We start from the raw sequence: 24,325 nt of genomic DNA, 5'->3' as shown, positions 1-24,325 counted from the left end.
CGATGACCAGCCAATCATCATTTCTGTAGGAGACAGATTATTATTTCCAAGCTTTTTCAATTTTGCAGGCAAATAATCGGCCCAAATGCCGATGTGCAAAGCACTCAAACAAGTGATGAACCGGTTGTTGTAACACGCGGCGAACATGGTATTTCACGTAAACAATTTAGCCCAAATGCAATCAAAGTACTTTACCGTTTAAAAGACGGTGGTTACGACGCTTACCTTGTGGGTGGTTGTATTCGCGATATATTGTTAGGTCAACAACCAAAAGACTTTGACGTTGTTACCAATGCCACCCCAGAGCAAGTAAAAAAACTATTTAGAAATTGCCGCCTAATTGGCCGTCGTTTTCGCTTAGCACATATTGTTTTTGGTCGCGAAATTATAGAAGTAGCCACCATGCGCGGGCACCACGAAGCGCAAGAAGACAAAAACCAAATTAGCCAATCAAGCGAGCACGGGCAGTTACTGCGCGATAACGTGTTTGGTAGCATTGAAGAAGACGCTGAGCGCCGTGATTTTTCTATCAACGCGCTGTATTACTCTATTAACGATTTTTGTATATACGATTACGCCAATGGCTTAGCGGCTATACAAGCAAAACAAATTGAGTTAATTGGCGACCCAGAAACACGCTACCGCGAAGACCCTGTACGTATGCTACGTGCGGTACGCTTTGCAACTAAGCTTGATATGAGCATAGCGCCAAAAAGCGAAAAGCCAATTACTGCGCTTGCCAGCCTACTTGATAACATACCGCCAGCGCGTTTATTTGAAGAAGTTCTAAAGCTGTTTTTAAACGGTAAAGCCGAAGCTAACTATTTAATGCTACGCCAATACGGCTTGTTTAAGTCGTTATTTCCAGTGCTTGATAAAATTTTAGATAAAAACCCTGACGGCTTAGAAGCGGCGTTTATTCAGCAAATGTTTCAAAACACCGATAAACGCATAAATGCAGATAAAAAAGTAACGCCTGCGTTTATATTTGCTGCTTTAATGTGGTTTCCGCTGCTTGAGCGCACAACTAAAATTAAACAACAAGAACAGCTGTCTTACTTTGATGCCTTTGCTCAAGCCATGAATAAAGTTCTGAGCGAAAATGCCCAGCATATTGCAGTACCTAAACGCTTTACCTTAGGCGCGCGCGACATTTGGCATATACAGCAACGTTTAGATAAACGTGCCGGCCAACGCGCTTACAGACTTACCCAGCAGCCACGATTTAAAGCCGCTTATGACTTTTTATTATTACGTGTTGATGCCGGTGAGCACCAACATAGTGAGCTTGCCCAGTGGTGGACACAATACTTGAGCCTAGATATTAATGGCCAAAAAGAAATGGTAAAAAACCTAGGCCACCAAGGTGGACCAAAACCACGTAAACGTCCGCGCCGCCGCACCACTAAAAAGCCAGCCGAGTAATTGCATGCAGTGTGTATATTTGGGTTTAGGTGCCAACCTAAACTCACCCAAAGAGCAGCTTGATAACGCCGTTTGTGCGCTTAAAAAGCTGCCTCATTGTGAATTTATAAGTGTATCGCATTACTATGCAAGCAAACCAATGGGCCCACAAGATCAACCCGACTATGTAAATGCCGTCGCGTGTATTAAAACCGCGCTTGAACCTGAGCAATTACTTGATTTAACTCAAGCCATAGAGCTTGAACATGGACGGGTAAGAAAAGCCGAACGTTGGGGGCCGCGTACGCTCGATATAGATACTTTACTGTTTGGTCAGCAAGTGATTAATACCCAGCGCTTAACTGTGCCACATTATGGCCTGTGCGAACGTGAGTTTGTAGTTTACCCTTTACTTGAGCTTGCCCCAGAACTGATTTTACCAAGCGGCATTGCATTAAAAACCATTACGCAAGACTTACCGCTCAACGACTTACAACAATTACCTCTGTAATTAACCAAGGCTTATGCCTGCGAGGATATTATGTCTAAAATAACCGTTTCTACTTTAAATAAAATGAAAGCAGAAAATAACAAAATCACCGCATTAACCGCTTACGATGCCAGTTTTGCGAAGTTATTTCATGATAACGGTGTGGACGTTATTTTAGTTGGCGATTCTTTGGGCATGGTGCTGCAAGGTGGCGACGATACCCTAGGCGTAACCAATCAAGATATAGCCTATCATACCCGCTGTGTACGCGGTGGCAGCCGTGAGCTTTTTGTTATAGCCGATATGCCCTTTATGAGCTATTCAAACGTTAGCGACACCTGTAAAAATGCAGCAGAGTTAATGCGTGCAGGCGCTAATATGGTAAAACTTGAAGGCGGTGAATGGCTTTACGACAGCATTAAAAGTTTAACGCAGCAAGGTATTCCTGTTTGTGGCCATTTAGGATTAACGCCGCAATCAGTACACGTATTTGGTGGCTTTAAAATTCAAGGCCGCGAAGACGACAAAGCGCAAAAAATGATTGATGATGCAAAAGCGCTAGAAGCCGCAGGTGCCCAATTATTAGTGCTTGAGTGTATCCCAAGTGTGCTCGCTAAACGCATTACCGATGCCGTCACCATTCCTACCATAGGTATTGGCGCAGGTAATGTAACGGATGGCCAAATACTGGTAATGCACGACTTAGTCGGTATTTCGGCAGGGTACATTCCTAAATTTTCTAAAAACTTTTTACTGGAAACTGGCAACATGCCAGATGCAGTTAAAAAATATTGTTCAGACGTTAAAAATGGCGCATTTCCAAGCGCCGAACATGAGTTTAAATAATGCAGTCAATTACTGAAATTAAATCATTACGTAGTCAAATTAAAGCTTGGCGCCAAGCAGGTTTAAGCGTGGCTTTAGTGCCAACCATGGGCAACTTGCACCGTGGCCACTTTTCATTGGTTGAAAAAGCAAAAACAATGGCCGATAAAGTGGTTGTGAGTATTTTTGTCAACCCAATGCAATTTGGTGCCAACGAAGATTTAGATAGCTACCCGCGTACATTAAACGAAGACAAACAAGGCTTAGCCGACTTAAACACCGATATAGTGTTTACCCCAAGCGTAGATACCATTTACCCAAATGGACTTGGTGAGCAGAGCTTTGTAGATGTACCAGGCGTATCTATGGGGTATTGTGGCGGCACGCGTCCAGGACACTTTAGAGGCGTAGCCACGGTAGTGACTAAGTTATTTAATTTAGTACAACCAGATTATGCATGCTTTGGCGAAAAAGACTTTCAGCAGCTGCAAGTGATTAAAACCATGGTACGCGATTTATCAATTCCGGTTGGAATTGTTGGTGTACCGACCATGCGCGAAGTTTCTGGCTTGGCTATGAGCTCGCGAAATGGCTATTTATCTGCAGAGCAAAAAGCCACGGCTACCGCATTATTTAAAACACTAAACAGCTGCGCTGAGCAGCTCAAAGCAGGCAATACCGATTACAAAGCACTTGAGCAAAGCGCACAGCTTAGTTTAGAGCAAGCCGGCTTAAAGCCTGATTATTTTGAGATAGCTCAACGAGATACATTAAAAGCTGCTACACTTGATGATACACAACTTGTTATTTTAGCTGCCGCCTTTTTAGGTAATGTTAGATTAATCGACAACTTACAAGTTGAGATTTAACAAAAGCGCAGTTCAACGTTAAGGATAAGCATGCAAACATTTATTAAAACGAGTGCCCTCGCCCTTTCATTTTCATTGTTAGCAGCTTGCCAAAATCAAGTGAAAAACCCTGAGTTAAACCAATGTGCACAACAAAACTATCAGTGCGAAAATAGTTGCGATCAGCAATCAATTGACAAAGGTTTAAAACAGCAAGTGTGCTCTGCCAAATGTGTAGAGAGCTATAATCAGTGTAAAGCACAAGCGCAAAAGCTGACTGATCTGTAATCGCTTTTAGTAAGTTAGTCTGTTTTACGCTTTAAAGTTTTACACACAAAAAACCGCTCATTGAGCGGTTTTTTTATTGGTTGGGTTTAAATTATAAACCTAACTTTTTAAGCTCTGCTTCTACTAACTTAGCAGATAGTGGTACGTAACCATCTTTTTCAACGATTTTTTGACCGTCTTTAGAAAGTACCATTTTCAAGAACTCAGCTTCAATTGGTGAAAGCGGTTTATTAGGGTGCTTGTTCACGTAAACGTATAAGAAACGAGAAAGTGGGTATTTACCTTTAGCAACATTATCAAGCGTTGCATCTACGTAGTTAGTGCCTTTTTTAGATAAAGGAACCGTACGAACACCCGACGTTTTGTAACCAATGCCTGAGTAACCAATCGCGTTTAATGACGATGAGATTGACTGTACAACAGAGGCTGAACCTGGTTGCTCATTTACGTTGTTACGGAAGTCACCTTTACACAGTGCTTTCTTTTTAAAGTAACCGTAAGTACCTGATACAGAGTTACGTCCGTATAATTGAATGTCTTTTGCAGCCCAGTCGCCCGTTAGGCCAACATCGCTCCAGCGGTTAACTTGCTCAGACGCACCACATTTACGAGTAGATGAAAAAATAGCATCTACTTGGTCAATACGTAAGCCTTCAATTGGGTTATCTTTGTGTACAAATACCGCTAATGCATCAATCGCTACACGCACTTCTGTAGGCTTGTAACCGTAGCGTTTTTCAAACGCTTCGATTTCTTTTGATTTCATTTTACGGCTCATAGGACCCATGTTAGAGGTGCCTTCGGTAAGCGCTGGTGGAGCAGTAGACGAACCTGCCGCTTGAATTTGAATATTTACACTTGGGTAAATACGTTTGTACTCTTCAGCCCAAAAAGTCATCATGTTAGCTAAAGTATCAGAGCCTACAGATGAAAAGTTACCTGAAACGCCGTTAATTTTTTGATATTCAGGAATTGCGTCGTCAAGAGCAACAGCCTGTGCAGATACTAATGTTGTAACAGCCACACCCATTGCGGCAACTAAGTTTTTAAATTTCATGCGGGGTTCTCCGATTTGTTCGTCCCATTTCCTAACTGCCGTCTACTGTAAAGTGAGTAGATGACAGTTACATTACTCTTAAATGACACTTTTATGACTTTGATTTTTATTGCCTTTAACTTGCTAAGTTAACAAGCTTATCCTTTGAAAAGTCGAAAGAAAAACACGAGCCTTTACCAAGCTCACTGCTTATATTTAATTTACTATCGTGACGTGTAAGTACATGTTTAGTAATTGCTAAGCCTAAACCTGAGCCACCGGTTGTGCGACTCCTTGCTTTATCTACGCGGTAAAAGCGCTCAGTTAAACGATTTATATGCTCTGATGCAATACCATCGCCATTATCATTTACACTAAAGTGCGCAAGCCCCTCTTTACGCTGCCAGGTAACAACAATTTTTCCGCCCGCTTTAGTGTAATGTATAGCGTTAAACACTAAATTAGAAAACGCACTGCGTAGCTCATCTTCAGAGCCTTTAATATCAAGCTCATTATCTATATCAAAAATAAGCTCGTGGCCTTTGTCTTGGTTTATAGACTGCGCTTCGGTTTTAATGTAGTTGAGCATTTGCGGCACATTTATGGCTTTGTCGTTGTCTTGCCTGCGCGCCCCTTCAATACGCGAAAGAGATAAAAGCTGATTAACTAAGCTGTCCATACGCTTACATTGCTCAAGCATGGTATTTTGCGCTTTATTCCACATTGCAGACGGTGGCATCATATCGCCATCCATCATTTCAAGGTAGCCAGTAACAACCGTAAGCGGCGTACGCAGCTCATGCGATACATTGGCAACAAAGTCTTTGCGCATTTGCTCTAGCTGCTTTAGACGTGTTACATCACGTACTACCACCATAAGCTGCGTGTTGGCATACGGCATTACCCTAAATTCAAGCACTTGGTCAACAATATGCCCGTTATCAAGCTCTAATGGCTCTTCAAATTCACCGCGCAGCATGTACTTGGCAAACTTAGGTTCGCGTATTAGGTTATCTAGGCGCTGGCCATGATCGGTCGGCCATTGTAGCCCCAATACTTTAAGTGCAAGTTGGTTACACCAAACAATGCTTAAATCACTTTGCAACACCACTACGGCATCGGGTACGGCTTCAGCTCCATCGCGAAAGCGACGAATTAAATCGGCCAGTTCATTGCGTTTTTTACGATTACGGTGCTGTAAATGATAAATGCCTTCAAATACTTGTTCCCACGCACCCTCGCCCTCTGGTGGGTTAAAGCTACGTTGATTTAAAAGCCAATCGCTTAAGCGATAAAGTTGATGATAATGCCAGACTAAAAGAGAAGAAGTGCCTAAAAATAAAAGCAAAAATGGTGCACCAATAAGCACACCAACTAATAACAGGGGTAAAAAATAGATAAACAGACGTTTTACTAACGCCTGTTTATTAATAACTCGATACATACACTCACTTTACCTTTGAGTAGTAATTAATGCGTACTCACACCCTAGCTGCGGTACCTTATAATTTACTAGAAAAACGATAACCTGCACCACGTACTGTTTGTACTAAGCGATCATGCCCCAGCGGTGCAATCGCTTTGCGTAAACGACGTATGTGCACATCAACTGTACGGTCTTCTACGTACACATTAGTTCCCCAAACATGGTCAAGCAGTTGCTCACGGCTATAAACACGCTCTGGGTGAGTCATAAAAAAATGTAATAATCTAAATTCGGTTGGGCCCATATCAAGCTCGCTTCCCTCAGAGGTAACGCGGTGCGATATTGGGTCTAAACGCAAGCCATGTACTTCTATGGCTTCTTCTAATGAGGTAGGCGATACACGGCGAATAACCGCTTTAATACGAGCCATTAACTCTTTAGGAGAAAAAGGTTTAGTGACGTAGTCATCTGCCCCCACTTCTAGGCCGCGTACTTTGTCTTCTTCTTCGCCGCGGGCTGTAAGCATAATGATTGGAATTTGGCGTGTGTATTCACTTTGCTTAAATTGCTTAGCAATTTGAATACCGCTACCACCTGGTAACATCCAATCGAGTAAAACCATATCTGGGTATGGTTCAACCATAGCTGCAATTGCAGAATCGTAATCTTCTGCTTCAATTGCTTGAAATCCATTTTGCTCTAAAACAAAAACTAACATCTCTCTGATAGGAGCTTCATCATCTACGACTAGTACTTTACGTGACATTCCAAATTATCTCTTACGCTATCGAATTAGTTTTCATTATTATGACTAAGTATGACATTTTTATGAAAGTGTAACGTGTAAATTAAAATCCTGGTAAAAAAAACACAAAATAGTGACAAAAAACCTCATTAACGTCATATTTTTAAAACTATTTTGCAAATTACGGTTAATCAAAACATATTTACAAAAAGATGACAGTTTTATTTCTGAGTAGATACTCATGGCGGGATCATTACTTTACTAACACAGTATAAAAACCAGATACGAAACTGAGTTTGCACTGGAAGATGTGATTACGTGGTTAAAAATAGATCTGTTTTTTACTAAGCAGTCTATAAAAAGATCAGATTTTTACTAAGCCGATCGGCTTTGGGATCACGGTTATACTTAGTCAAACAACTAAGCACCTGACCTATTGTACAAATAAAAAACGATCTGATTGATTGAGCGCCTAACGTGGCGTAAATTTATGCGCTAGTTGGTAAATAAATGATCCAAATGCGGGGCGGTTAGTAAATCAGTGATCCCATTTTATTAAGTTGGTACAACAGTGATCCCAGTGCTTTGCGGTATAAAAAAACCAGCAGGATTACGCCAGCTGGTTTTTATAACGTTATTTTTTAATCAAAGATCATTATTTAATTTGTGGGTCTAACTCACCACTTAAATATTTAAGGTGCATGTCATCAAGTGAAATTGCCTTAATTTTACCTGCTTGACCAGCCGTACCAAACGCGTTGTAACGCGCAACACAAATCTCTGTCATTGCTTTAGTTGCTTCTGCTAGGTATTTACGCGGATCGAAGTTAGATGGATTAAGCGCCATATGACGGCGAATAGCACCGGTAGAGGCCAAGCGTAAATCGGTATCAATATTTACTTTACGTACACCGTATTTGATCCCTTCTACAATTTGCTCAACAGGTACACCGTACGTTTCAGGAATTTCGCCACCGTATTGATTTATGATCTCTAACCACTCTTGTGGTACAGACGACGATCCGTGCATTACTAAGTGCGTGTTCGGGATACGTGCGTGAATTTCTTTAATACGATCAATCGCTAAAATGTCATCTGTGGGTGGGCGCGTAAATTTGTACGCACCGTGCGATGTACCACAAGCAATTGCCAAGGCATCAACATGGGTTTTATTTACAAAATCAGCGGCTTCTTCTGGGTCGGTAAGCATTTGATCAGTAGTTAGTTTACCTTCTGCGCCTACACCATCTTCTTCGCCCGCTTCACCGGTTTCAAGTGAGCCAAGTACACCTAGCTCGCCCTCTACCGATACGCCACAAGCATGTGCCATAGCCACGGTTTCGCGTGTTACTTCTACATTATATTCGTAGCTTGATGGGGTTTTTCCGTCAGTCATTAATGAGCCATCCATCATAACTGATGAAAAGCCAAGTTGAATTGAGCGTTGGCAAACACCGGGTGAGGTACCGTGATCTTGGTGCATTACTACTGGAATGTGCGGCCATTCTTCAACGGCTGCTAAAATCATGTGGCGGATAAATGGAGCACCAGCATAAGCACGTGCGCCTGCTGATCCTTGAACAATTACTGGGCTGTTTGTTTTATCAGCCGCTTCCATTATTGCGCGCATTTGCTCTTGGTTATTCACGTTAAAGGCTGGAACGCCGTAACCGTGTTCAGCTGCATGATCTAAAAGTTGTCGCATACTGATTAAAGCCATTGGGTATTCTCCAATTTATCGACAGCAGTCTCCTGCCATCTAGTTTGAACGGATATGTTAGTTTGACGCAATCACTGCGCCACAAAATAAAGCAATTTACACTGCTTAGTTTTGTCTTAATTAACTATTAAATAAGGGTGAGAGGTATTTAATAATTAATCGTTGGTGAGGGTTTCCCCTCACCTAATGCGGCTAAAATTTATTATTTAGCGCGCGACTCTAGCATTTCTACTGCTGGAAGTTTTTTGCCTTCTAAAAACTCTAAGAACGCACCTCCACCGGTAGAAATGTAAGATACTTTATCGGCAATGCCGTATTTATCAATTGCCGCTAAAGTGTCACCACCGCCTGCAATCGAAAACGCATTAGAATTAGCAATTGCCTGAGCAATAGCGCGTGTACCATTACCAAACTGGTCAAACTCAAATACGCCAACTGGGCCATTCCATACAACAGTACCGGCGTTTGCAATAATTTTTGCAAGCTGGCTGGCTGTATCAGGGCCAATATCAAAAATCATGTCATCGCTTGTTACTTCGCTTACATCTTTAAGCGTAGCGACTGCAGAGTCTGAAAATTCATTACCTACTACAACATCAGTCGGTACCGGAATTTCACCATCGTTTGCTTTAGCTGCTGCACATAAACGATTTGCTTCATCCATTAAATCAGCTTCATAAAGTGATTTACCAACGGGATGACCCGCAGCAGCAATAAAGGTATTAGCAATACCGCCACCTGTTACAAGCTGATCTACAATCGTTGAAAGCGAGTCTAAAACAGTTAATTTAGTTGATACTTTAGAACCACCTACAATGGCCACTAATGGGCGTGCTGGGTTATCTAGTGCTTTACCTAGTGCTTCAAGTTCTGCTGATAATAACGGGCCAGCACAGGCAACATCTGCAAATAAGCCAACGCCATGAGTAGACGCTTGTGCGCGGTGAGCGGTGCCAAATGCATCCATTACATACACATCACACAGGGCAGCAAGTTGTTTTGATAAGGCTTCGTCGTTTTTCTTCTCGCCTTTATTAAATCGTACGTTTTCAAATACAACTACTTCGTTATCGGCAACTTCAACGCCGTTTAAGTAGTCTTTTTCAAGGCGTACATTTTGCTCAAGTGCATCGTTTAGGTAATCGGCTACAGGGGCAAGTGAAAATTCGTCATCGTACTCGCCTTCCGTAGGGCGGCCAAGGTGCGACATAACCATTACTTTAGCGCCTTTTTCAAGAGCTAGCTTAATAGTAGGCAGTGCAGCACGAATACGTGCATCTGAGGTCACTTTACCTGCTTTAACTGGTACGTTTAAATCTTCACGAATTAATACGCGCTTGCCGTTTAAATCTAAATCTGCCATTTTTATGACCGACATAACATCTCCTTAGTTAACGATACTTGAACCTGAAAAATAAATTTTAAAATTATTATAAAATGCTTACTTAGCCATCATCGCACGTGCTGTATCTAGCATGCGATTGGCAAAACCCCATTCGTTATCACACCAAACAAGTAACTTTATCAGGCGTTTGTGACTAACACGTGTCTGCGTGCCATCAATAATACAAGAATGTGGGTCGTGATTAAAATCAACCGATACTAATGGCTCTTCGGTGTAACTTAAAATACCTTCTAAGCGGTCTTTAGCTTGGGCTTTAAGTGCCGTATTTACCGCCTTTAAATCTACATCGGCATTTACTGTAACACTTAAATCCATTGCCGTTACGTTAATTGTCGGCACGCGAACCGCAATGGCTTCAAAGCGCCCTTCAAATTTGGGTAAAATGCGGTCTATTCCTCGTGCTAATTTTGTATCAACTGGAATAATAGACTGACTCGCAGCGCGGGTACGACGTAAATCATGATGGTACGCATCAATCACTTGCTGATCGTTCATCGACGCGTGAATAGTGGTAATAGCACCCGATTCAATGCCAAACGCATCATCTAGCACTTTAATAACAGGCACCACACAATTTGTAGTACACGAGCCGTTAGATACAATAGTGTGCTCGCGTTTGAGCTCATCATCGTTAATGCCATACACAATGGTGGCATCTACATCGTTATCAGCTGGGTGCGAAAACAACACCTTTTTAGCACCCGCAGCAATGTGTAATTGTGCATGCTCGCGCGAGTGATAAACACCGGTACATTCAAGTACTACATCTACATCAAGGGTTTGCCAAGGTAATTCTACTGGGTTTTCTTCACAAAATAGTGCAATGGTATCGCCTGCAACGCTAATGGTGTCTTCACCAAGTTTTACAGGAAAAGAAAAACGACCGTGGGACGTATCGTATTTTAATAAATGAGCAATAGCTTCAGGGTCAGCAAGTTCGTTAATCGCAACAATTTTTATCTCGTCGCTCAAACCTGACTCGTACAACGCGCGGACAATATTTCGACCAATACGACCAAAACCATTAATTGCAAGTTTGATTGCCATGAAATATAAAATCCACTCTCTTTACGTGCAGACAAAGGCATCGATGCCTTTTAGATGGCTGTATTGTAATCGACCTTGAACATTATTATAAGAGGGAGCGATTAGAAACTTTAAATTAACCCAAAAGTAGCTAATTTACTTGGCTACTTTTGGGCATAAAGCGAGCTTGCTTGAGTGCTTACTGTAGTGCTTTTAAAGCATTAATTATATCTTGTGGCTCTGAGCGGGTGCGGTAATCAACATCAACATAGCGCCACGTCACTTTACCTTCGCTATCTAAAACAAACGTGGCAGGAATAGGTAAAATACTGCCGTTGCCGTTATTAAGCGACTCTAAATCAAGGCCGCGGTCTTCGCGCATATGATCTAATAAAAATGCAGGTACTTGCCACGCTACGCCATAGCTTGCTGCTACATCTGCATTTTGGTCACTCAGCACGACAAAATCCATATTACGTATGTCGTTTTCGCTCATTGAGCCATCGGGCGCTTGCGGGCTAATAGCCACCAGCTGTGCGCCTAATGCGTGAATTTCAGCTAGGCGTGACTGCAATGCTTTTAGCTGTAAATTACAATAAGGGCACCAACTACCACGATAAAAAGTTATAACCACAGGCCCTTTTGCAAGTAGCTCATCTAATAAAACTTGCTCACCGTGCTGGTTCGGCAGTTCAAAGCGTGGGGCATTTTGATCTAAATTAAGTGCATTTGCCCCTTCTTGAAACGCTTTTGCCTGAGCAATGGTTTCATCAACGCCTTTCATAGAATCAGGGTTACCTTTTCGCCCTGCTGCTACTTTTGCCTCGGTTTGTGCTTTTAACGTGTTGCTTTCATCGCTCATAATACTGCTACCTTCAAATTAGTCAAAAACATAAAACTAGCTTACAGTACGAACATGTATTTGAAATGAAATTATTAATTTAATCAGTTATCTCTAAATCAAACACCACGTTTATGGATGATTTAAAGCTTATTGTTGCCTGTAAATCGTTACTACGTATTTGAGGAAAAGAATTATCATCTTGCTGCGCCCTGTGCATCTTGGTTATGGCTGTACTAAAACCACTGTCATAGTTGTTTTTAGTTGAGCGAATAGTGCGTACTTCACCTACTTTTGCATTGAATGAATCAGCAAGTAAATCCGCTTTTATTTTTGCATCTTCAATTGCTAACTGTGTGGCTTGCGCTTGTAATTGCTCAAACTTTGAAGATAAAAACTCAATATTTTGAATGGCATTTACTTCTTGGTTCAATAAAAAATCGGTTAAATCGCTCACACGCTCAATACTGTTTAGCGTTACTTCAAACGTTCTTATCGCTGCGTATTCGCTAAGGGCCTGATGCCCTGTTTCAATATAATCCATTCCTGTTTTTTCAATTTTAACGTTTGAGGCAACTACGTCATCGGCGCTTATTTCAAATTGATTGAGCCCATCGATTAATAACTTCACTTTATTCTCAAGCGCGTTATTGGCGGCTTTCGGCTCATTTTTAACACTATTCACCTTAAATAGTATTTTAGCCATGTCAGGCTCAACTAATACCTCAGCAGTGCCTTGCACTGAGATATGACGATTGGCAGGTAAGCTCGAATTAGCAAAAGCGATGAGTGGCAAAAAGAGTAGAGCAATAGCGGTAATGAGTTTCACGTCGTTCCTTAAAGTAGTTAGTTAAATAATGATTATGTAACCGTACCTATAATCATACATGTAAAAATAAAAGAAAACTGCCCTTTATTGTAAGCAGAGTTTACCTCGCGCGGCATAAAGCCGCGCCTACAGCCAACCTAGGTTAACTCACCCACTTTTAGCTCTTTACCGCGGTTTATTTGGTAGCACTGGGCTAGTAGTAATTCGGCGGTGGCCTGTGCGTCTGTAAGTGCGTTATGGCAATGATAGCTTGGTAACTCATAACGTTTGCGACACGCACTTAGGGTTAAATCATCTTGTTTTATTTCTGCACCTTGACAAATAAGGCGCTTTTTTTCTATGTGGAGGGTGTCGAGTATCAACTTAGGTTGTGCGTTTATATTGGAACCTTTAAGGGCTGCTTTTAAAAACCCCCAATCCAGTATGGCGTTATGAAAAACCAAAATATGGTCACTAAAATCACGGCTTAGCTGCGTTAAGATAGTGTGCAGGCTTTGTCCTTTAGCAACGGTGTCTTCCACAATGCCGTGAAAAACAGGGCTTTGGTCTAAGCGTTTAACGTTTTTATTAATTAAATGCTGAGACTCACTCATTTTTATACATTGGTTATCTATTTTTACCCAGGCTACTGAGACAATTTCATGCTGGTTTACATCAAGCCCAGTAAGCTCTAAATCAATCACTAAATAGCGTTGCGTTAACGCATTTTGACTTAAAAGATTACGCCTTTTTATATACTTACTGAGCCATTTTTTTACCACAGCGCTTACCTCTTGTTACAAACTGCCACGGGCAAATTTAAACGCCGCGGCTTGCTGCGCTTGTTTTACTAAATAAAAAGCCTCTTTAAGCTGATGACGCTCTAATGAACTTAATTTATCGGGGTTTATGCAGTTACTTGGCAAACCTTCTTCGTTTATTTGCGTACTAAAACGCAACTGAGTTAAAAATCGCCAGCAATCTTTTAAATTATAAATATCGTCTTTATTTAGCAGTGAATGCTTAAGTAAAGCATCTAAGCGCTCTTGGGTATTGGCGCGTTTTATACCTGCTTTTAACGCATATAAACGCACTATGTCGTTAATGATCACCACACCACGTTTTTTTAAATCAATGTATTTATGATTATTATCATTTTTTTGCGTTTTAAGTTTATTAAACAAGCCAATAGGCACTGAGCTGGCTCTTATATCGGTTGCCATAGCAGCATAAAATAACTCATCGCGCGATATTCTGTTTAACTGCTCACAAAAGCCGCTGTATAGGGCATTGGAGCCTTCTATAAAGCGCAAATCAAAAAATATTTTGCAGTTAAGCATGGCGCTTGGGGTTGGGCTTTTTATCCATTTAAAAAAGCGCTCGCACCACTGGCTTACACTCATTCTGCATTCATCGCTGCTGGCCATTATATTTCCGGGGCAACGCCTAATGCCACATTCTACTAACTGCTCACATACAAACTCCCCCATGTGTTTAAAGTAAGCTTGGTGTTGCTCGCTTAAATCATCTGGGAGTAATAAGCCGTTGTCTTGATCTGAATGTAGGGTTTGCTCTTCGCGTGCTTGCGAGCCAAAACATATAAAGCAAAAACTGGTGGGCGCTGCGCCATTTTCTTCTTGAAATAAATGAATAAGACGCGAGGTAAGTGCATCGGTTAAGCCGCTGAGCAGTTTACCAATTAGCGATATGTCTTCTATGTTGTACGAAAAACTTCGCAGTAACTCAGGGATTTCGCCCGCATAACGTTTTAAATCGGCAATGCTGTGGGCTTTATAAATGCGGCCAATAAGCTGCACAGGATCGCTTTTTTGCTGGCGAAGTAAATCGGTACTGGTAAGCATACCCAAAGGCTTATGGTTTTCATCAAGTACAGGTAAATGATGAATATTGTATTTAAGCATTAAATGCAAAGCAGAAAACACCCGATTGTTTTCGAATATAAATTTAGGCTTTGCACTCATTATGCTGCTAACCGCATCTTGTGGGTCTACCTCGTCGGCCAGTACACGGTTACGTAAGTCGCGGTCGGTCACTACGCCCACTAAAATGGCGTGTTCGGTGATCATAATTGACGATACACCGTGTTTTTTCATTTTTTTAGCGGTTTGCCTAATACTGGCATCGGGGGCTAAGGTTATGGCGGTGCGGGTCATCAGCTCAGATATTCTGCGCTCAGACCAGCTATCGTTTTTACTTTTATAATGTGATGAAAGTAAACGATTGGCGTGCGCGCGTACAAAATATTGCTCAAACGGTTTGTATTGATGACGTAAAAAGTCAAAATGCGTTTGCGCAAGCATATACACTATGCCCTCTTTTTGTACCTGTAACCTATTTTGAATCGCCTCTCCGGTTAACAAAGAAGGATAGCCAAAGTAATCTCCCTGCGCTAAACGCTTCACTACATCGCCTTTTGCATCCACTAGGTCGTATAAACCAGAGCGAATTAAAAAAAGCTTTGGGGTTTGCGTTTGCAGCCACTGCGCTTGGTTTTCTCGGGTTAAATAAACACTATCAATATGGCTTACAAAATACTCACACGCACTGTCGTGTAGCATGCTAAATGGCGCCTGCATACACACAAACTGGGCAACTTCCTGCTGCTCTACACTCATTGCTGTACTCTTAAAAAGTATACACAAAACCTAATGTACTCATTATTTGAACAAATAAAAAGCCCGACTAAAGTCGGGCTTTTGGTGCTTTATTTTTAAGTAGGCTTAGCGCATTAATGTGCGTGTGCTTCACCTGACCCTTTAGGATTACGAATACCTTCCACCATTTGTTGTATTTCAAGCGGTGTCGATTTTGTTAATTTAAGTACGGTTGCAGCAACCACAAAATTAATTATCATTCCCACTAAGCCAATTCCTTCGGGCGAAATACCTAAGAACCAATTTTCTGGGCTATTAAGCTCAGGGCTTACAAATTTAAAGAAGATAATATACGCAGCGGTAAAGCCTATACCGGTCACCATGCCAGCAATTGCGCCTTCTTTATTCATTGTTTTAGAGAATATCCCCATAATAATTGCCGGGAAGAAACTCGCCGCCGCTAAACCAAAGGCAAAGGCGACCACCGATGCAACAAACCCAGGCGGGTTAATCCCAAAGTAAGCCGATATAACAATGGCAATCATCGCGGCTAAGCGAGCAGCTAGTAGCTCTTGTTTATCACTTATGTCGGGTTTAAGGGTGCGTTTAAGTAAATCGTGTGACACTGAGGTCGAAATAACCAGCAATAACCCCGCTGTGGTTGAAAGCGCAGCAGCGATACCACCGGCCGCAACTAATGCGATTACCCATGCTGGTAAATCAGCAATTTCAGGGTTAGCCAGTACCATAATATCGCGGTCTACTTTTACTTCGTTTGCGCTTGTTGGGTCTTCTACCTTGCCGGCGGTGTAAAACATTTTGCCGTCGCCGTTTTTATCATTAAAGGTAATTAAACCCGTGCGTTCCCAGTTTTTGATCCACGCTGGTGCTTGAGCGTACTCTGTACCGCTACCATCTTTACCGTTAATGGTGTCAATCATGTTTACACGTGCAAACGAGGCAACCGCCGGTGCAGTAGTGTAAACAATAGCAATAAATACCAGTGTCCACGCTGCTGAAATACGGGTATCTTTAACGCGTGGTACAGTGAAAAAGCGAACAATTACATGCGGTAAACCTGCAGTACCCACCATTAAAGCGCCGGTAATAGCAAATACGTCAATCATGCTTTTAGAGCCTTCGGTATATTGTGCAAAGCCCAGCTCTGCGCTTAACCCGTCTAGCTTATCAAGTACATACATGCCTGAGCCATCACTCAATGTGGCACCAAAGCCGGTTTGCGGGAAGAAGTGGCCTGTCATCATCATTGAAATAAAGATAGCGGGCACAAGATAGGCAAACACAAGCACACAGTACTGCGCTACTTGCGTGTAGGTAATGCCTTTCATGCCGCCAAGTACCGCATAAAAGAATACAATCACCATTCCAATGTAAACACCGGTTTCAATTTCTACTTCTAAAAAGCGCGAAAATACCACGCCTACGCCACGCATTTGTCCAGCAATGTAAGTAAAACAAATAAAGATTGCACACAAAATAGCAACAACACGTGCTGTTTGTGAGTAGTAACGATCGCCTATAAAGTCAGGTACAGTGAATTTGCCAAATTTACGTAAGTAAGGCGCTAAACACATAGCGAGTAATACATAGCCGCCAGTCCACCCCATTAAGTAAACACCGCCATCGTAACCTGCAAACGAAATAATACCCGCCATTGAAATAAACGACGCTGCGCTCATCCAATCGGCTGCGGTTGCCATACCATTGGCAAGCGGAGGTACGCCGCCCCCTGCCACGTAAAACTCATTTGTAGAGCCTGCACGCGCCCAAATTGCAATGCCGATATAAAGCGCAAAACTTAAACCAACAATTATAAATGTGAGTGTTTGAACATCCATTACCTAGCTCCTATTCGTCTACGCCGTATTTTTTATCTAACGTGTTCATTTTGAAAACGTAAACAAAAATCAAAGCTACAAAGGTGTAAATAGCGCCCTGTTGTGAAAACCAGAAGCCAAGTTTAAACCCAAAAAAACGTACTTCATTCAGTACATCTACCAGTAATATGCCAAAGCCAAATGAGACCACAAACCACACTGCTAGTAACTTAAACAGTAATGAAATGTTTTCTGCCCAATAAGCTTTTGCTTGTTCTTCATCTTTAAAAGCCATTTTTATTTTCCCCTTTAAGCATTGCATAATTGCAATGAGTGGTTTTTTTATAGTCGGTTATTAATTTAGCAACGCGGCGTGAAGAGTGAAGTGAGACCATAGTCGTAACAGCCTGTTAACGTTTACGTAAACTGCAAATGTAATTGTATTTAAAAATACAATTACACATAATTTTCAGTAAGTTAGCTTTTACCAAAGGGCGTTAACGGCAAAATTTAAGTGGCTTTGTGTAAAAATGCGACATTAGTCTAATAAATCACCAGAAATAAAAATAATCATTTAAAATCAACATAATAAAAACAACGTTAATATTTTGCATAAAATTGTGCACGCACACTTAAAGTTATCTCTGGTATTGTGTGTGGGTATAAATAATAAGGTTTAATAACAACATGACTGCTGTACTGATTTTTGTAGCATTAGGCTATATTGGGGTGCTGTTTTGGCTTGCTAATTGGGGCGATAAAACAACACCACTTGCTAAACGGATTAGCCATCATCCTTTTGTGTATTCGTTATCGTTAGGGATTTATTGTACCTCGTGGACGTACTATGGTTCGGTTGGTACCGCCGCCACAAGTAGTTGGAGCTATTTACCCATTTTATTGGGGCCTTCATTGTTGTTCTTTTTTGGCCAAGGCTTTTTACGCAAACTGGTATTAGTAAGTAAAAAACAAAACATTACCACCATTGCCGATTTTATTTCTGCCCGCTACGGTAAACGTCAAACTAGTGCAATACTGGTCACTGTTATTGCCCTACTTGCTACCATTCCCTATATTGCGCTGCAGTTAAAAGCACTCAGTACCAGCTTTTTGCTTTTGCAAAACAGCAATCAAATATCTGGCGAAATGCTTACCCTCACCGCCACGTTAATTATGGCGCTGTTTGCAATATTTTTTGGTACCCGTAAGGTAGATGTTACCGAGTACCGCTCTGGGCTTATGCTAGCAGTCGCCTTTGAGTCAATGATAAAGCTCATTGCGCTTATTGCCGTCGCTGGCTTAGCCTTGTACACCTTATTTAATTTACCCACCCTTAGCGGCGACAAAGTCACAGAGTCGATTTGGCAACACTGGGGCAACTTTAACTTTTTTAGTTTTAACTTTATTGGCCAGTCACTTATGGCTGCCGCGGCCATAATTTGTTTACCACGACAATTTCATGTCACCGTGGTAGATAACCAAGACAAACGCCATTTATTTACTGCTCGCTGGGCTTTTCCGCTGTATTTATTACTCACCGCCGCGATGATAATTCCTATTGCTACTGCCGCAATTCACCCAAGTATTGGTAGCAGTTTTTCACCCGACAGCTTTGTATTAGCGCTACCGCTTATTCACGACCAAGCTTTTTTAAGTACCTTTGTATTTATTGGCGGGCTTTCTGCAGCCACCGCTATGATAGTGGTGGCCACACTTACGCTTAGCACCATGATCTCTAACGATGTAGTGCTGCCGCTTCTACTACGCCGTAAATTTAAGCGCAACTTAATTACCAGCAGTTATAAATCGCAAATTTTATTAGTCAGGCGCTTTACCATAGCCGGCATACTTATATTGGCTTATTTTTATCAGCAATGGTTTGGCCATGGTAGTGCGCTGGCCAGCATGGGGCTGGTGGCTTTTTCGTTAGTAACGCAGCTGCTCCCAGCTATTGTGGGCGGGCTTTACTGGCGAAAAGGCCATGCTTATGGTGTATATGCGGGGCTATTAGCGGGTTTTATTTGTTGGGTATTATTTTTAATGATGCCAATTTTAGATGCCGGCAGTGCCCTTGATAGCGAGCTTCAGCAAACCCTTATTACACGCGGCACTCTGATTGCCTTATTTGCTAACATTGGTTGTTATATTAGCTTTTCGTTAGGGGCAGAAGAGCGCTTGATAGATAAAATTCAGGCTGCCGCATTTGTTAACCCTAAAGATCAGGCTATTTTATCGCGCCGCTTAAACAAAAATGTTAAAGCCACGGTTTACGACTTTAAAATACTACTGCAAACCTTTTTAGGTATTCAGCGTAGCCAACAAGTACTGGCGCACTTTTCACTTTCGCACCAGCTAAGTGACAATAATGCCCACCCCGAGCCCGAATTTATAGCCTACTGCGAACGTGCGTTAACTGGGGTGTTAGGGGCGTCTTCGGCGCAGGCGCTAATCCGTACGGTTTCATCGGGTAAACGTATGGCCTTTGAAGAGGTGGTTAACTTTTTTGACGAAACCACACAAGCACTGCAGTTTAACCAAAACCTTTTGTATACCTCGCTCGAAAACTTAAGCCATGGTATTTCGGTGGTCGATAAAGATTTAAAACTGGTGGCATGGAATAAGCGCTACAGCCAAATGTTTGGCTACCCTGACGGCTTTTTAGAAGTGGGGCAACCCATTGAAGATATAATAAGGTACAACGCAGTACGCGGTGAATGTGGCCCAGGCGAAATAGAGCGCCAAGTAGAAAAACGCGTTCAGCATTTAAAAAATGGTAGCTCGCATCACTTTATTCGCCACCGCAGAAACGGCCAAGTGTACGAAATGATAGGTAACCCCCTACCCGATGGCGGCTTTGTAACGAGTTTTTCAGACATTACAAACCATATAAGTACGCAAAATGCGCTTGAAGAAATTAACATGGATCTTGAAAACCGCATTGAAGCGCGAACCCAAGAAGTGCAAACCATTAATAAAGACTTACAAGCACAAATAGATAGCCGAGTAAAAACAGAGCAAGCACTTACTTTAGCCAAGCGCGAAGCAGAGCAAGCCAACGACAGTAAAACGCGATTTTTAGCACTGGCTAGCCACGATATTTTACAGCCTCTTAACGCAGCACGTTTATACCTTGCAGCCATTGATGAAAAGCAGCTTGATACAACTAACCAAAATAGCTTTAATAAGCTTGGCCACAGTTTAGACTCAACCGTGCATTTAATGTCGGCCTTACTAGAAATTGCCAAGTTAGAGCAAGGCGCAATGACCCCAACCCCTCGGCACTTTTGTATAAACGATATACTTATGCCACTGCAAAGCGAGTACGCTATTTTATCAAGCGATAAAGGCTTAAAACTAACCGTGCGTTCAAACGCACAAATTGTGCATAGCGACATTACCTACTTGCGCCGAATTATACAAAACTTAGTGTCTAATGCGGTTAAATACACTGAAACAGGGCGAGTATTAATAGCGTGCAGAAACCGTAAACATAATTTACGTATAGAAGTATGGGACACCGGCCCAGGTATTAGCCAAATAGAACAAGCTAAAATATTTAACGACTTTTACCGTATAGAAGCCGGTGATAACAAAGGCGTTGGTTTAGGGCTTGGCGTTGTAAAACGTATGGCCGATTTACTTAGCTTAGAGCTTGATGTGCACTCAGAGCCCGGTAAAGGCAGCCGCTTTAGTATTGAAGTCCCCTATGGCGATGCGCAGTTTGTACAACAAAAGGCAACGGCCAGCAGTTTAGTAGAAAACCGCGCCGCGATTAACATAGTCGCGGTAGACGATGACCCCGAAAACCTAGCAGCAATGGCCAGTTTACTTAAAAAGTGGCAAGCCAATTACACCTTGTTTGACGATGTAAATAAAGTACTCGCGCACGCTAAACAGCGCACAGCGCCCGATGTAATTTTAATGGATTACCAATTAGGTAATGATTGCGATGGTATTTCGCTTATAAAAACACTGCGTGATACATGGCAAAGCGAGGTGCCCGCCATACTTATTACCGCCGTACGCGACACCGAGCTTAAACAAGAAACCAAAGCGGCTAATATTCATTATTTAAGTAAGCCTATTAAGCCAGGTAAGCTAAAAGCACTACTTAATCACAGTACTTAGGCTCTGCTCAACAGTGTAAAACCAAAGCCCAACAAATTGCTGGGCTTTGGTTTATAGCTTATAGCTTATAGCTACGATTATGCTTGTTTTACGAGGCTTCTAAGCTTTTGAAACAACCAGCTTAGCCCCACTAGTGATAAACCCAAACCAATAAACGACAGCGCTTTTAAAAGCCCCGTTAAATTAGCCATATCCACCAAGAACACTTTTAAAATAACGGCGGCTAATACTCCTAAGCCTATTTTTTGGATTAATAGCTGATTTTTTAAATGCCCTAGCACCACAGTAATAGCCCCTAACACGAGCCAAATAACCGAGTAGCTATAAAGCTCTGCGTTGCTTGCACCTGTTGATATGTAAATATAAGGGCCTTGCCAGTATTGGCGTATAAAGCCATTAATTGCCAACACACTCAATACACCCGCTACTGTGAGTATAGATGGCGCAGCTTTTGTATACAGCGGCTTAATTAACGTATAAAGCCAAAGCACGAGACCCGAAGGCACTAACCAAAGCAAAAATAGCCAATTAAATACAAAATATTCGCCAATATAAATAGAGCTTAAAAATGGGTTAGCGTTTAGTAAGATACTCAGTGCAGTAAAACCCGCAGCACCTGCTAATGCCATGCCTGCCACATGGTATAATTTAGCTAAGCTACCGGCAATACGAGCACGGTGTAAATATACACAACCCAGCGCAAGCCAATTACAGGTGAGTAAAGCTTGTTCGTAAAAGCTCAAAGAATCAAACTGCGGATAATGCCCTACCAGTTGATAGCTGGTTTCGGTGGTAATAAATAACGCCAAGCAATGCAGCGCTGCGCCTTCAAGCCAAACTTTTAACTGCGATGCGTTAAAGCATTTGGCTGCAGTGTAAAATAACACCACACACAAAGGATAAACTACTAAGCTCCAGTGTACACCCAATACACTAAGCGCCTCGTAACTTGGGGTCCACGGTGACAGTGTTAGGCGAAGTAGTAATGCAGCCACCAACGCTTTAATTGGCCAATGTGGCATAGGCACCCGATAGCGGTTTATTAACACGCTAATAAGTAAAACTTGAATAGCCAGTGCAATGGTTAGCCCGCTGTCATTTAATAACATAGTGATAGCAAGCGTGATGTTGGCATTTGCCCCCACCCAATATGTAAAGCGCTGAAAAAGCGTTGCGCCACCTATTGCGCACTTAATTAAAATGGCGCTACTTGTAAGTAGTATCACTGCCCACAATGGATAGGCTGTGGCCAACGCATGGTTTGGGATTATAGCGTATAAGGTGGCAATCATTATAAATACGCTAAACGAGGCAGTAATGTGAAAAGCCAATCGTTTAGGTTGCCACTTTATACCAAAATAAAGCCCATATACGCTGAGCGCTAACCCTAAAAATATAGCGCCACCATATTGGTGCCTAAATATAAATAGCGAGTCAGAATAATCAACATAATAGGAAGGCGTGCTTAATAGCCAGAGTATAGCTATTAGCATCGCCACCCCTTGCCATAAATCCCAGCGGCTATTTTTAAGCACTAAAAACAGCAGTGTTAATATGCTTAACGCATTTATTATTTGCCACTGTAAGTAGTTATTACTATCAAAAAGCATAGCCAGTAACAAAGGGACAATACAGGCAAGCATTAAAGGGTTACTAGGGAGTGCGTTTATTAGGCGCTTTAAACTATGTGGGCGAGTTTCAACCACCGCAAGTTTTAACCCCAAGCGTGGCACGGCAATTAAACCAATAACACTTAATAGCCCATACGTGCCCATAAGCCAAATGGTGCTGCTGTTAGCAAAAGTAAAGCCAACAACATACCAGCTCAAATGCCCCGCCCAAAGTAAATACCACAGCCATGCACGCTGTACTTTATGCGCGACCAGCGCAGCAGATAAGCTCACAAACCCAATGTACATATAAAGCGCAAATAAATTATTGCTGCCGGTATTAATCAGCACGGGGACACAATAAGCACCAATAATACCTAGTACGGCTAATACTGGGCCAAGCATTATTGCCATAGCGCTCGCACTTATGGCAATAACCCCAAGGACAACAAATGCTGTTAAAGGGCTGATCATGTTATAGCTGCTATACGCTAATAAGGTCAGTGCAAAGCACGTAATAAAACCCCCACTGGCAAGCGCTGCAGGTATATAGTTATTAAACCCTTCAAATACACTATTTTTGTAATGCATATAAGCTGCGGCTGCAATTAAGCCACCACCAAATAAACCGCCTAGGGTTAATCGCATTGCAGGAGAGAGCAACCCGGCTTCTAAACTGTACTTTGCTAAAAATATACCGCCTAGCGCCAATGCGATTGCGCCTATCCAGGTCATCCAGTTTTGTTCAAAGTCGCTACGCAGTTTTTCAAAAAAAGAAGTTAAAAGTGTGGGTTTGAGATTTTTACTGCCTTGCTTATGTTTACTGGCAGAAGCATTAGCGGGAGGCTTTATTGCTGAAGCTGGCGTTTTTACCAGCCCACGAGGCTGACTTGGCTGTTTGGATTGATTAGGACTAACTTGAACAAAAGTCGCCTCATTACTATTTGCTTGGGCCGTGTCCGCATGTTCAGCTGTGGAGCAATCGGTGCTTTTATCGGCGTTTTCAGCGTGGCTTTGTGCGTTGTTAGCTAATTCTAAACTAAGTACTTTTGCTTTTAATTGGGTAATTTCTTGCTTTAAATTACTAAGTTGTGCAATTGCGACAATACCGCAAATAGCACCGGCCATTATTGCAAATGCAAATAAACCCACTATTCCTAAAAACTCATCCATGGCACGCTCTTTTTATTTATTATGTTATGAGTGTACCTAAAATTTTTAAAAGTTATAGCAATCTGCTTATATATGGGTTTATTTAATGTAAACAAAATC

General features: G+C 42.0%; 19 protein-coding genes. 6 read left to right on the top strand and 13 right to left on the bottom strand.

Annotated features, from left to right (window positions below; all coding sequences use genetic code 11):
- Positions 1-93 precede the first annotated feature (93 nt).
- Genes pcnB through PSI06_RS05810 form a run of 5 tightly spaced genes read left to right on the top strand, consistent with a single transcriptional unit; the run spans position 94 to position 3,855 of the window.
- Complete coding sequence (gene pcnB / locus PSI06_RS05830) at positions 94-1,425, top strand: polynucleotide adenylyltransferase PcnB (protein ID WP_004586090.1); 1,332 nt, start codon at positions 94-96, stop codon at positions 1,423-1,425.
- 4 nt (positions 1,426-1,429) lie between these two features.
- Positions 1,430-1,915 (top strand): 2-amino-4-hydroxy-6-hydroxymethyldihydropteridine diphosphokinase, encoded by a 486-nt coding sequence (gene folK, locus PSI06_RS05825; protein ID WP_273603154.1) that lies wholly within the window; start codon positions 1,430-1,432, stop codon positions 1,913-1,915.
- 30 nt (positions 1,916-1,945) lie between these two features.
- Positions 1,946-2,740, top strand: coding sequence for a 3-methyl-2-oxobutanoate hydroxymethyltransferase (panB, locus tag PSI06_RS05820; protein ID WP_273603153.1), 795 nt, complete (start codon positions 1,946-1,948; stop codon positions 2,738-2,740).
- Positions 2,740-3,588, top strand: a complete 849-nt coding sequence (gene panC / locus PSI06_RS05815; protein WP_273603152.1) for a pantoate--beta-alanine ligase — start codon at positions 2,740-2,742, stop codon at positions 3,586-3,588. Before panB ends, panC begins: the two co-directional genes overlap by 1 nt.
- A gap of 30 nt (positions 3,589-3,618) precedes the next feature.
- On the top strand, positions 3,619-3,855 hold the full coding sequence (locus PSI06_RS05810; protein ID WP_024033192.1) for a hypothetical protein: 237 nt from the start codon (positions 3,619-3,621) through the stop codon (positions 3,853-3,855).
- A 91-nt stretch (positions 3,856-3,946) separates the two neighbouring features.
- On the opposite strand, the gene PSI06_RS05805 is transcribed toward PSI06_RS05810, so the two are convergent.
- The 12 genes from PSI06_RS05805 to PSI06_RS05750 form a co-directional block, all read right to left on the bottom strand.
- The gene (locus PSI06_RS05805) at positions 3,947-4,912 is read right to left on the bottom strand and encodes a PstS family phosphate ABC transporter substrate-binding protein (RefSeq protein WP_273604994.1); all 966 of its coding nucleotides are present in this window, start codon (positions 4,910-4,912) and stop codon (positions 3,947-3,949) included.
- 115 nt (positions 4,913-5,027) lie between these two features.
- Positions 5,028-6,335, bottom strand: a complete 1,308-nt coding sequence (phoR, locus tag PSI06_RS05800; protein WP_273603151.1) for a phosphate regulon sensor histidine kinase PhoR — start codon at positions 6,333-6,335, stop codon at positions 5,028-5,030.
- 58 nt (positions 6,336-6,393) lie between these two features.
- Positions 6,394-7,083 carry a phosphate regulon transcriptional regulator PhoB gene (phoB, locus tag PSI06_RS05795; protein ID WP_004586083.1) on the bottom strand — a complete coding sequence of 230 codons (690 nt, stop codon included), beginning with the start codon at positions 7,081-7,083 and terminating at the stop codon, positions 6,394-6,396.
- A gap of 634 nt (positions 7,084-7,717) precedes the next feature.
- Positions 7,718-8,782, bottom strand: a complete 1,065-nt coding sequence (fba, locus tag PSI06_RS05790; RefSeq protein WP_273603150.1) for a class II fructose-bisphosphate aldolase — start codon at positions 8,780-8,782, stop codon at positions 7,718-7,720.
- Between the two features lie 202 nt (positions 8,783-8,984).
- On the bottom strand, positions 8,985-10,160 hold the full coding sequence (locus PSI06_RS05785; protein WP_004586081.1) for a phosphoglycerate kinase: 1,176 nt from the start codon (positions 10,158-10,160) through the stop codon (positions 8,985-8,987).
- A gap of 63 nt (positions 10,161-10,223) precedes the next feature.
- Positions 10,224-11,234, bottom strand: a complete 1,011-nt coding sequence (gene epd, locus PSI06_RS05780) for an erythrose-4-phosphate dehydrogenase (protein ID WP_273603149.1) — start codon at positions 11,232-11,234, stop codon at positions 10,224-10,226.
- Positions 11,235-11,412: 178 nt separating this feature from the next.
- Positions 11,413-12,075 (bottom strand): peroxiredoxin-like family protein, encoded by a 663-nt coding sequence (locus PSI06_RS05775; RefSeq protein WP_273603148.1) that lies wholly within the window; start codon positions 12,073-12,075, stop codon positions 11,413-11,415.
- Between the two features lie 79 nt (positions 12,076-12,154).
- Entirely contained in the window at positions 12,155-12,883 is a 729-nt protein-coding gene (locus PSI06_RS05770; protein WP_273603147.1) for an SIMPL domain-containing protein, read from the bottom strand.
- Positions 12,884-13,020: 137 nt separating this feature from the next.
- Positions 13,021-13,644 carry a 3'-5' exonuclease gene (locus PSI06_RS05765; RefSeq protein ID WP_256845428.1) on the bottom strand — a complete coding sequence of 208 codons (624 nt, stop codon included), beginning with the start codon at positions 13,642-13,644 and terminating at the stop codon, positions 13,021-13,023.
- Positions 13,645-13,659: 15 nt separating this feature from the next.
- Positions 13,660-15,498: a DUF294 nucleotidyltransferase-like domain-containing protein gene (locus PSI06_RS05760; protein ID WP_004586076.1), complete on the bottom strand. Its 1,839-nt coding sequence runs from the start codon at positions 15,496-15,498 to the stop codon at positions 13,660-13,662.
- A 113-nt stretch (positions 15,499-15,611) separates the two neighbouring features.
- Positions 15,612-17,336, bottom strand: coding sequence for a sodium:solute symporter family protein (locus PSI06_RS05755; protein WP_004586075.1), 1,725 nt, complete (start codon positions 17,334-17,336; stop codon positions 15,612-15,614).
- A 10-nt stretch (positions 17,337-17,346) separates the two neighbouring features.
- Complete coding sequence (locus PSI06_RS05750) at positions 17,347-17,610, bottom strand: DUF4212 domain-containing protein (protein ID WP_004586074.1); 264 nt, start codon at positions 17,608-17,610, stop codon at positions 17,347-17,349.
- 392 nt (positions 17,611-18,002) lie between these two features.
- Between PSI06_RS05750 and PSI06_RS05745 the strand changes: the two genes are divergently transcribed.
- Positions 18,003-21,443 (top strand): PAS domain-containing hybrid sensor histidine kinase/response regulator, encoded by a 3,441-nt coding sequence (locus tag PSI06_RS05745; RefSeq protein WP_273603146.1) that lies wholly within the window; start codon positions 18,003-18,005, stop codon positions 21,441-21,443.
- 77 nt (positions 21,444-21,520) lie between these two features.
- Here the strand turns inward: PSI06_RS05745 and PSI06_RS05740 are convergent, their stop codons facing one another.
- A complete protein-coding gene (locus PSI06_RS05740; protein ID WP_273603145.1) occupies positions 21,521-24,226 on the bottom strand; it encodes a DUF2339 domain-containing protein in 2,706 nt (901 codons plus the stop codon).
- Positions 24,227-24,325: the final 99 nt, after the last annotated feature.

This window comes from Pseudoalteromonas sp. GABNS16E, assembly GCF_028598715.1.
In the GTDB taxonomy this organism is placed as follows: Bacteria; Pseudomonadota; Gammaproteobacteria; order Enterobacterales; family Alteromonadaceae; genus Pseudoalteromonas; species Pseudoalteromonas atlantica.
The sequence above is the reverse complement of the archived record's forward strand: the minus strand, read 5'-3'. Positions and strand labels throughout refer to the sequence as shown.

Bases quoted from the DNA above. Each gene is read 5' to 3' on its own strand.
- PSI06_RS05805 (WP_273604994.1), bottom strand. From the start codon at position 4,912: ATGAAATTTAAAAACTTAGTTGCCGCAATGGGTGTGGCTGTTACAACA.
- PSI06_RS05760 (WP_004586076.1), bottom strand. From the start codon at position 15,498: ATGAGTGTAGAGCAGCAGGAAGTTGCCCAGTTTGTGTGTATGCAGGCG.
- phoB (WP_004586083.1), bottom strand. From the start codon at position 7,083: ATGTCACGTAAAGTACTAGTCGTAGATGATGAAGCTCCTATCAGAGAG.
- epd (WP_273603149.1), bottom strand. From the start codon at position 11,234: ATGGCAATCAAACTTGCAATTAATGGTTTTGGTCGTATTGGTCGAAAT.
- phoR (WP_273603151.1), bottom strand. From the start codon at position 6,335: ATGTATCGAGTTATTAATAAACAGGCGTTAGTAAAACGTCTGTTTATC.
- PSI06_RS05775 (WP_273603148.1), bottom strand. From the start codon at position 12,075: ATGAGCGATGAAAGCAACACGTTAAAAGCACAAACCGAGGCAAAAGTA.
- fba (WP_273603150.1), bottom strand. From the start codon at position 8,782: ATGGCTTTAATCAGTATGCGACAACTTTTAGATCATGCAGCTGAACAC.
- PSI06_RS05745 (WP_273603146.1), top strand. From the start codon at position 18,003: ATGACTGCTGTACTGATTTTTGTAGCATTAGGCTATATTGGGGTGCTG.
- folK (WP_273603154.1), top strand. From the start codon at position 1,430: ATGCAGTGTGTATATTTGGGTTTAGGTGCCAACCTAAACTCACCCAAA.
- panC (WP_273603152.1), top strand. From the start codon at position 2,740: ATGCAGTCAATTACTGAAATTAAATCATTACGTAGTCAAATTAAAGCT.
- PSI06_RS05750 (WP_004586074.1), bottom strand. From the start codon at position 17,610: ATGGCTTTTAAAGATGAAGAACAAGCAAAAGCTTATTGGGCAGAAAAC.
- PSI06_RS05740 (WP_273603145.1), bottom strand. From the start codon at position 24,226: ATGGATGAGTTTTTAGGAATAGTGGGTTTATTTGCATTTGCAATAATG.
- PSI06_RS05755 (WP_004586075.1), bottom strand. From the start codon at position 17,336: ATGGATGTTCAAACACTCACATTTATAATTGTTGGTTTAAGTTTTGCG.
- PSI06_RS05785 (WP_004586081.1), bottom strand. From the start codon at position 10,160: ATGTCGGTCATAAAAATGGCAGATTTAGATTTAAACGGCAAGCGCGTA.
- panB (WP_273603153.1), top strand. From the start codon at position 1,946: ATGTCTAAAATAACCGTTTCTACTTTAAATAAAATGAAAGCAGAAAAT.
- PSI06_RS05810 (WP_024033192.1), top strand. From the start codon at position 3,619: ATGCAAACATTTATTAAAACGAGTGCCCTCGCCCTTTCATTTTCATTG.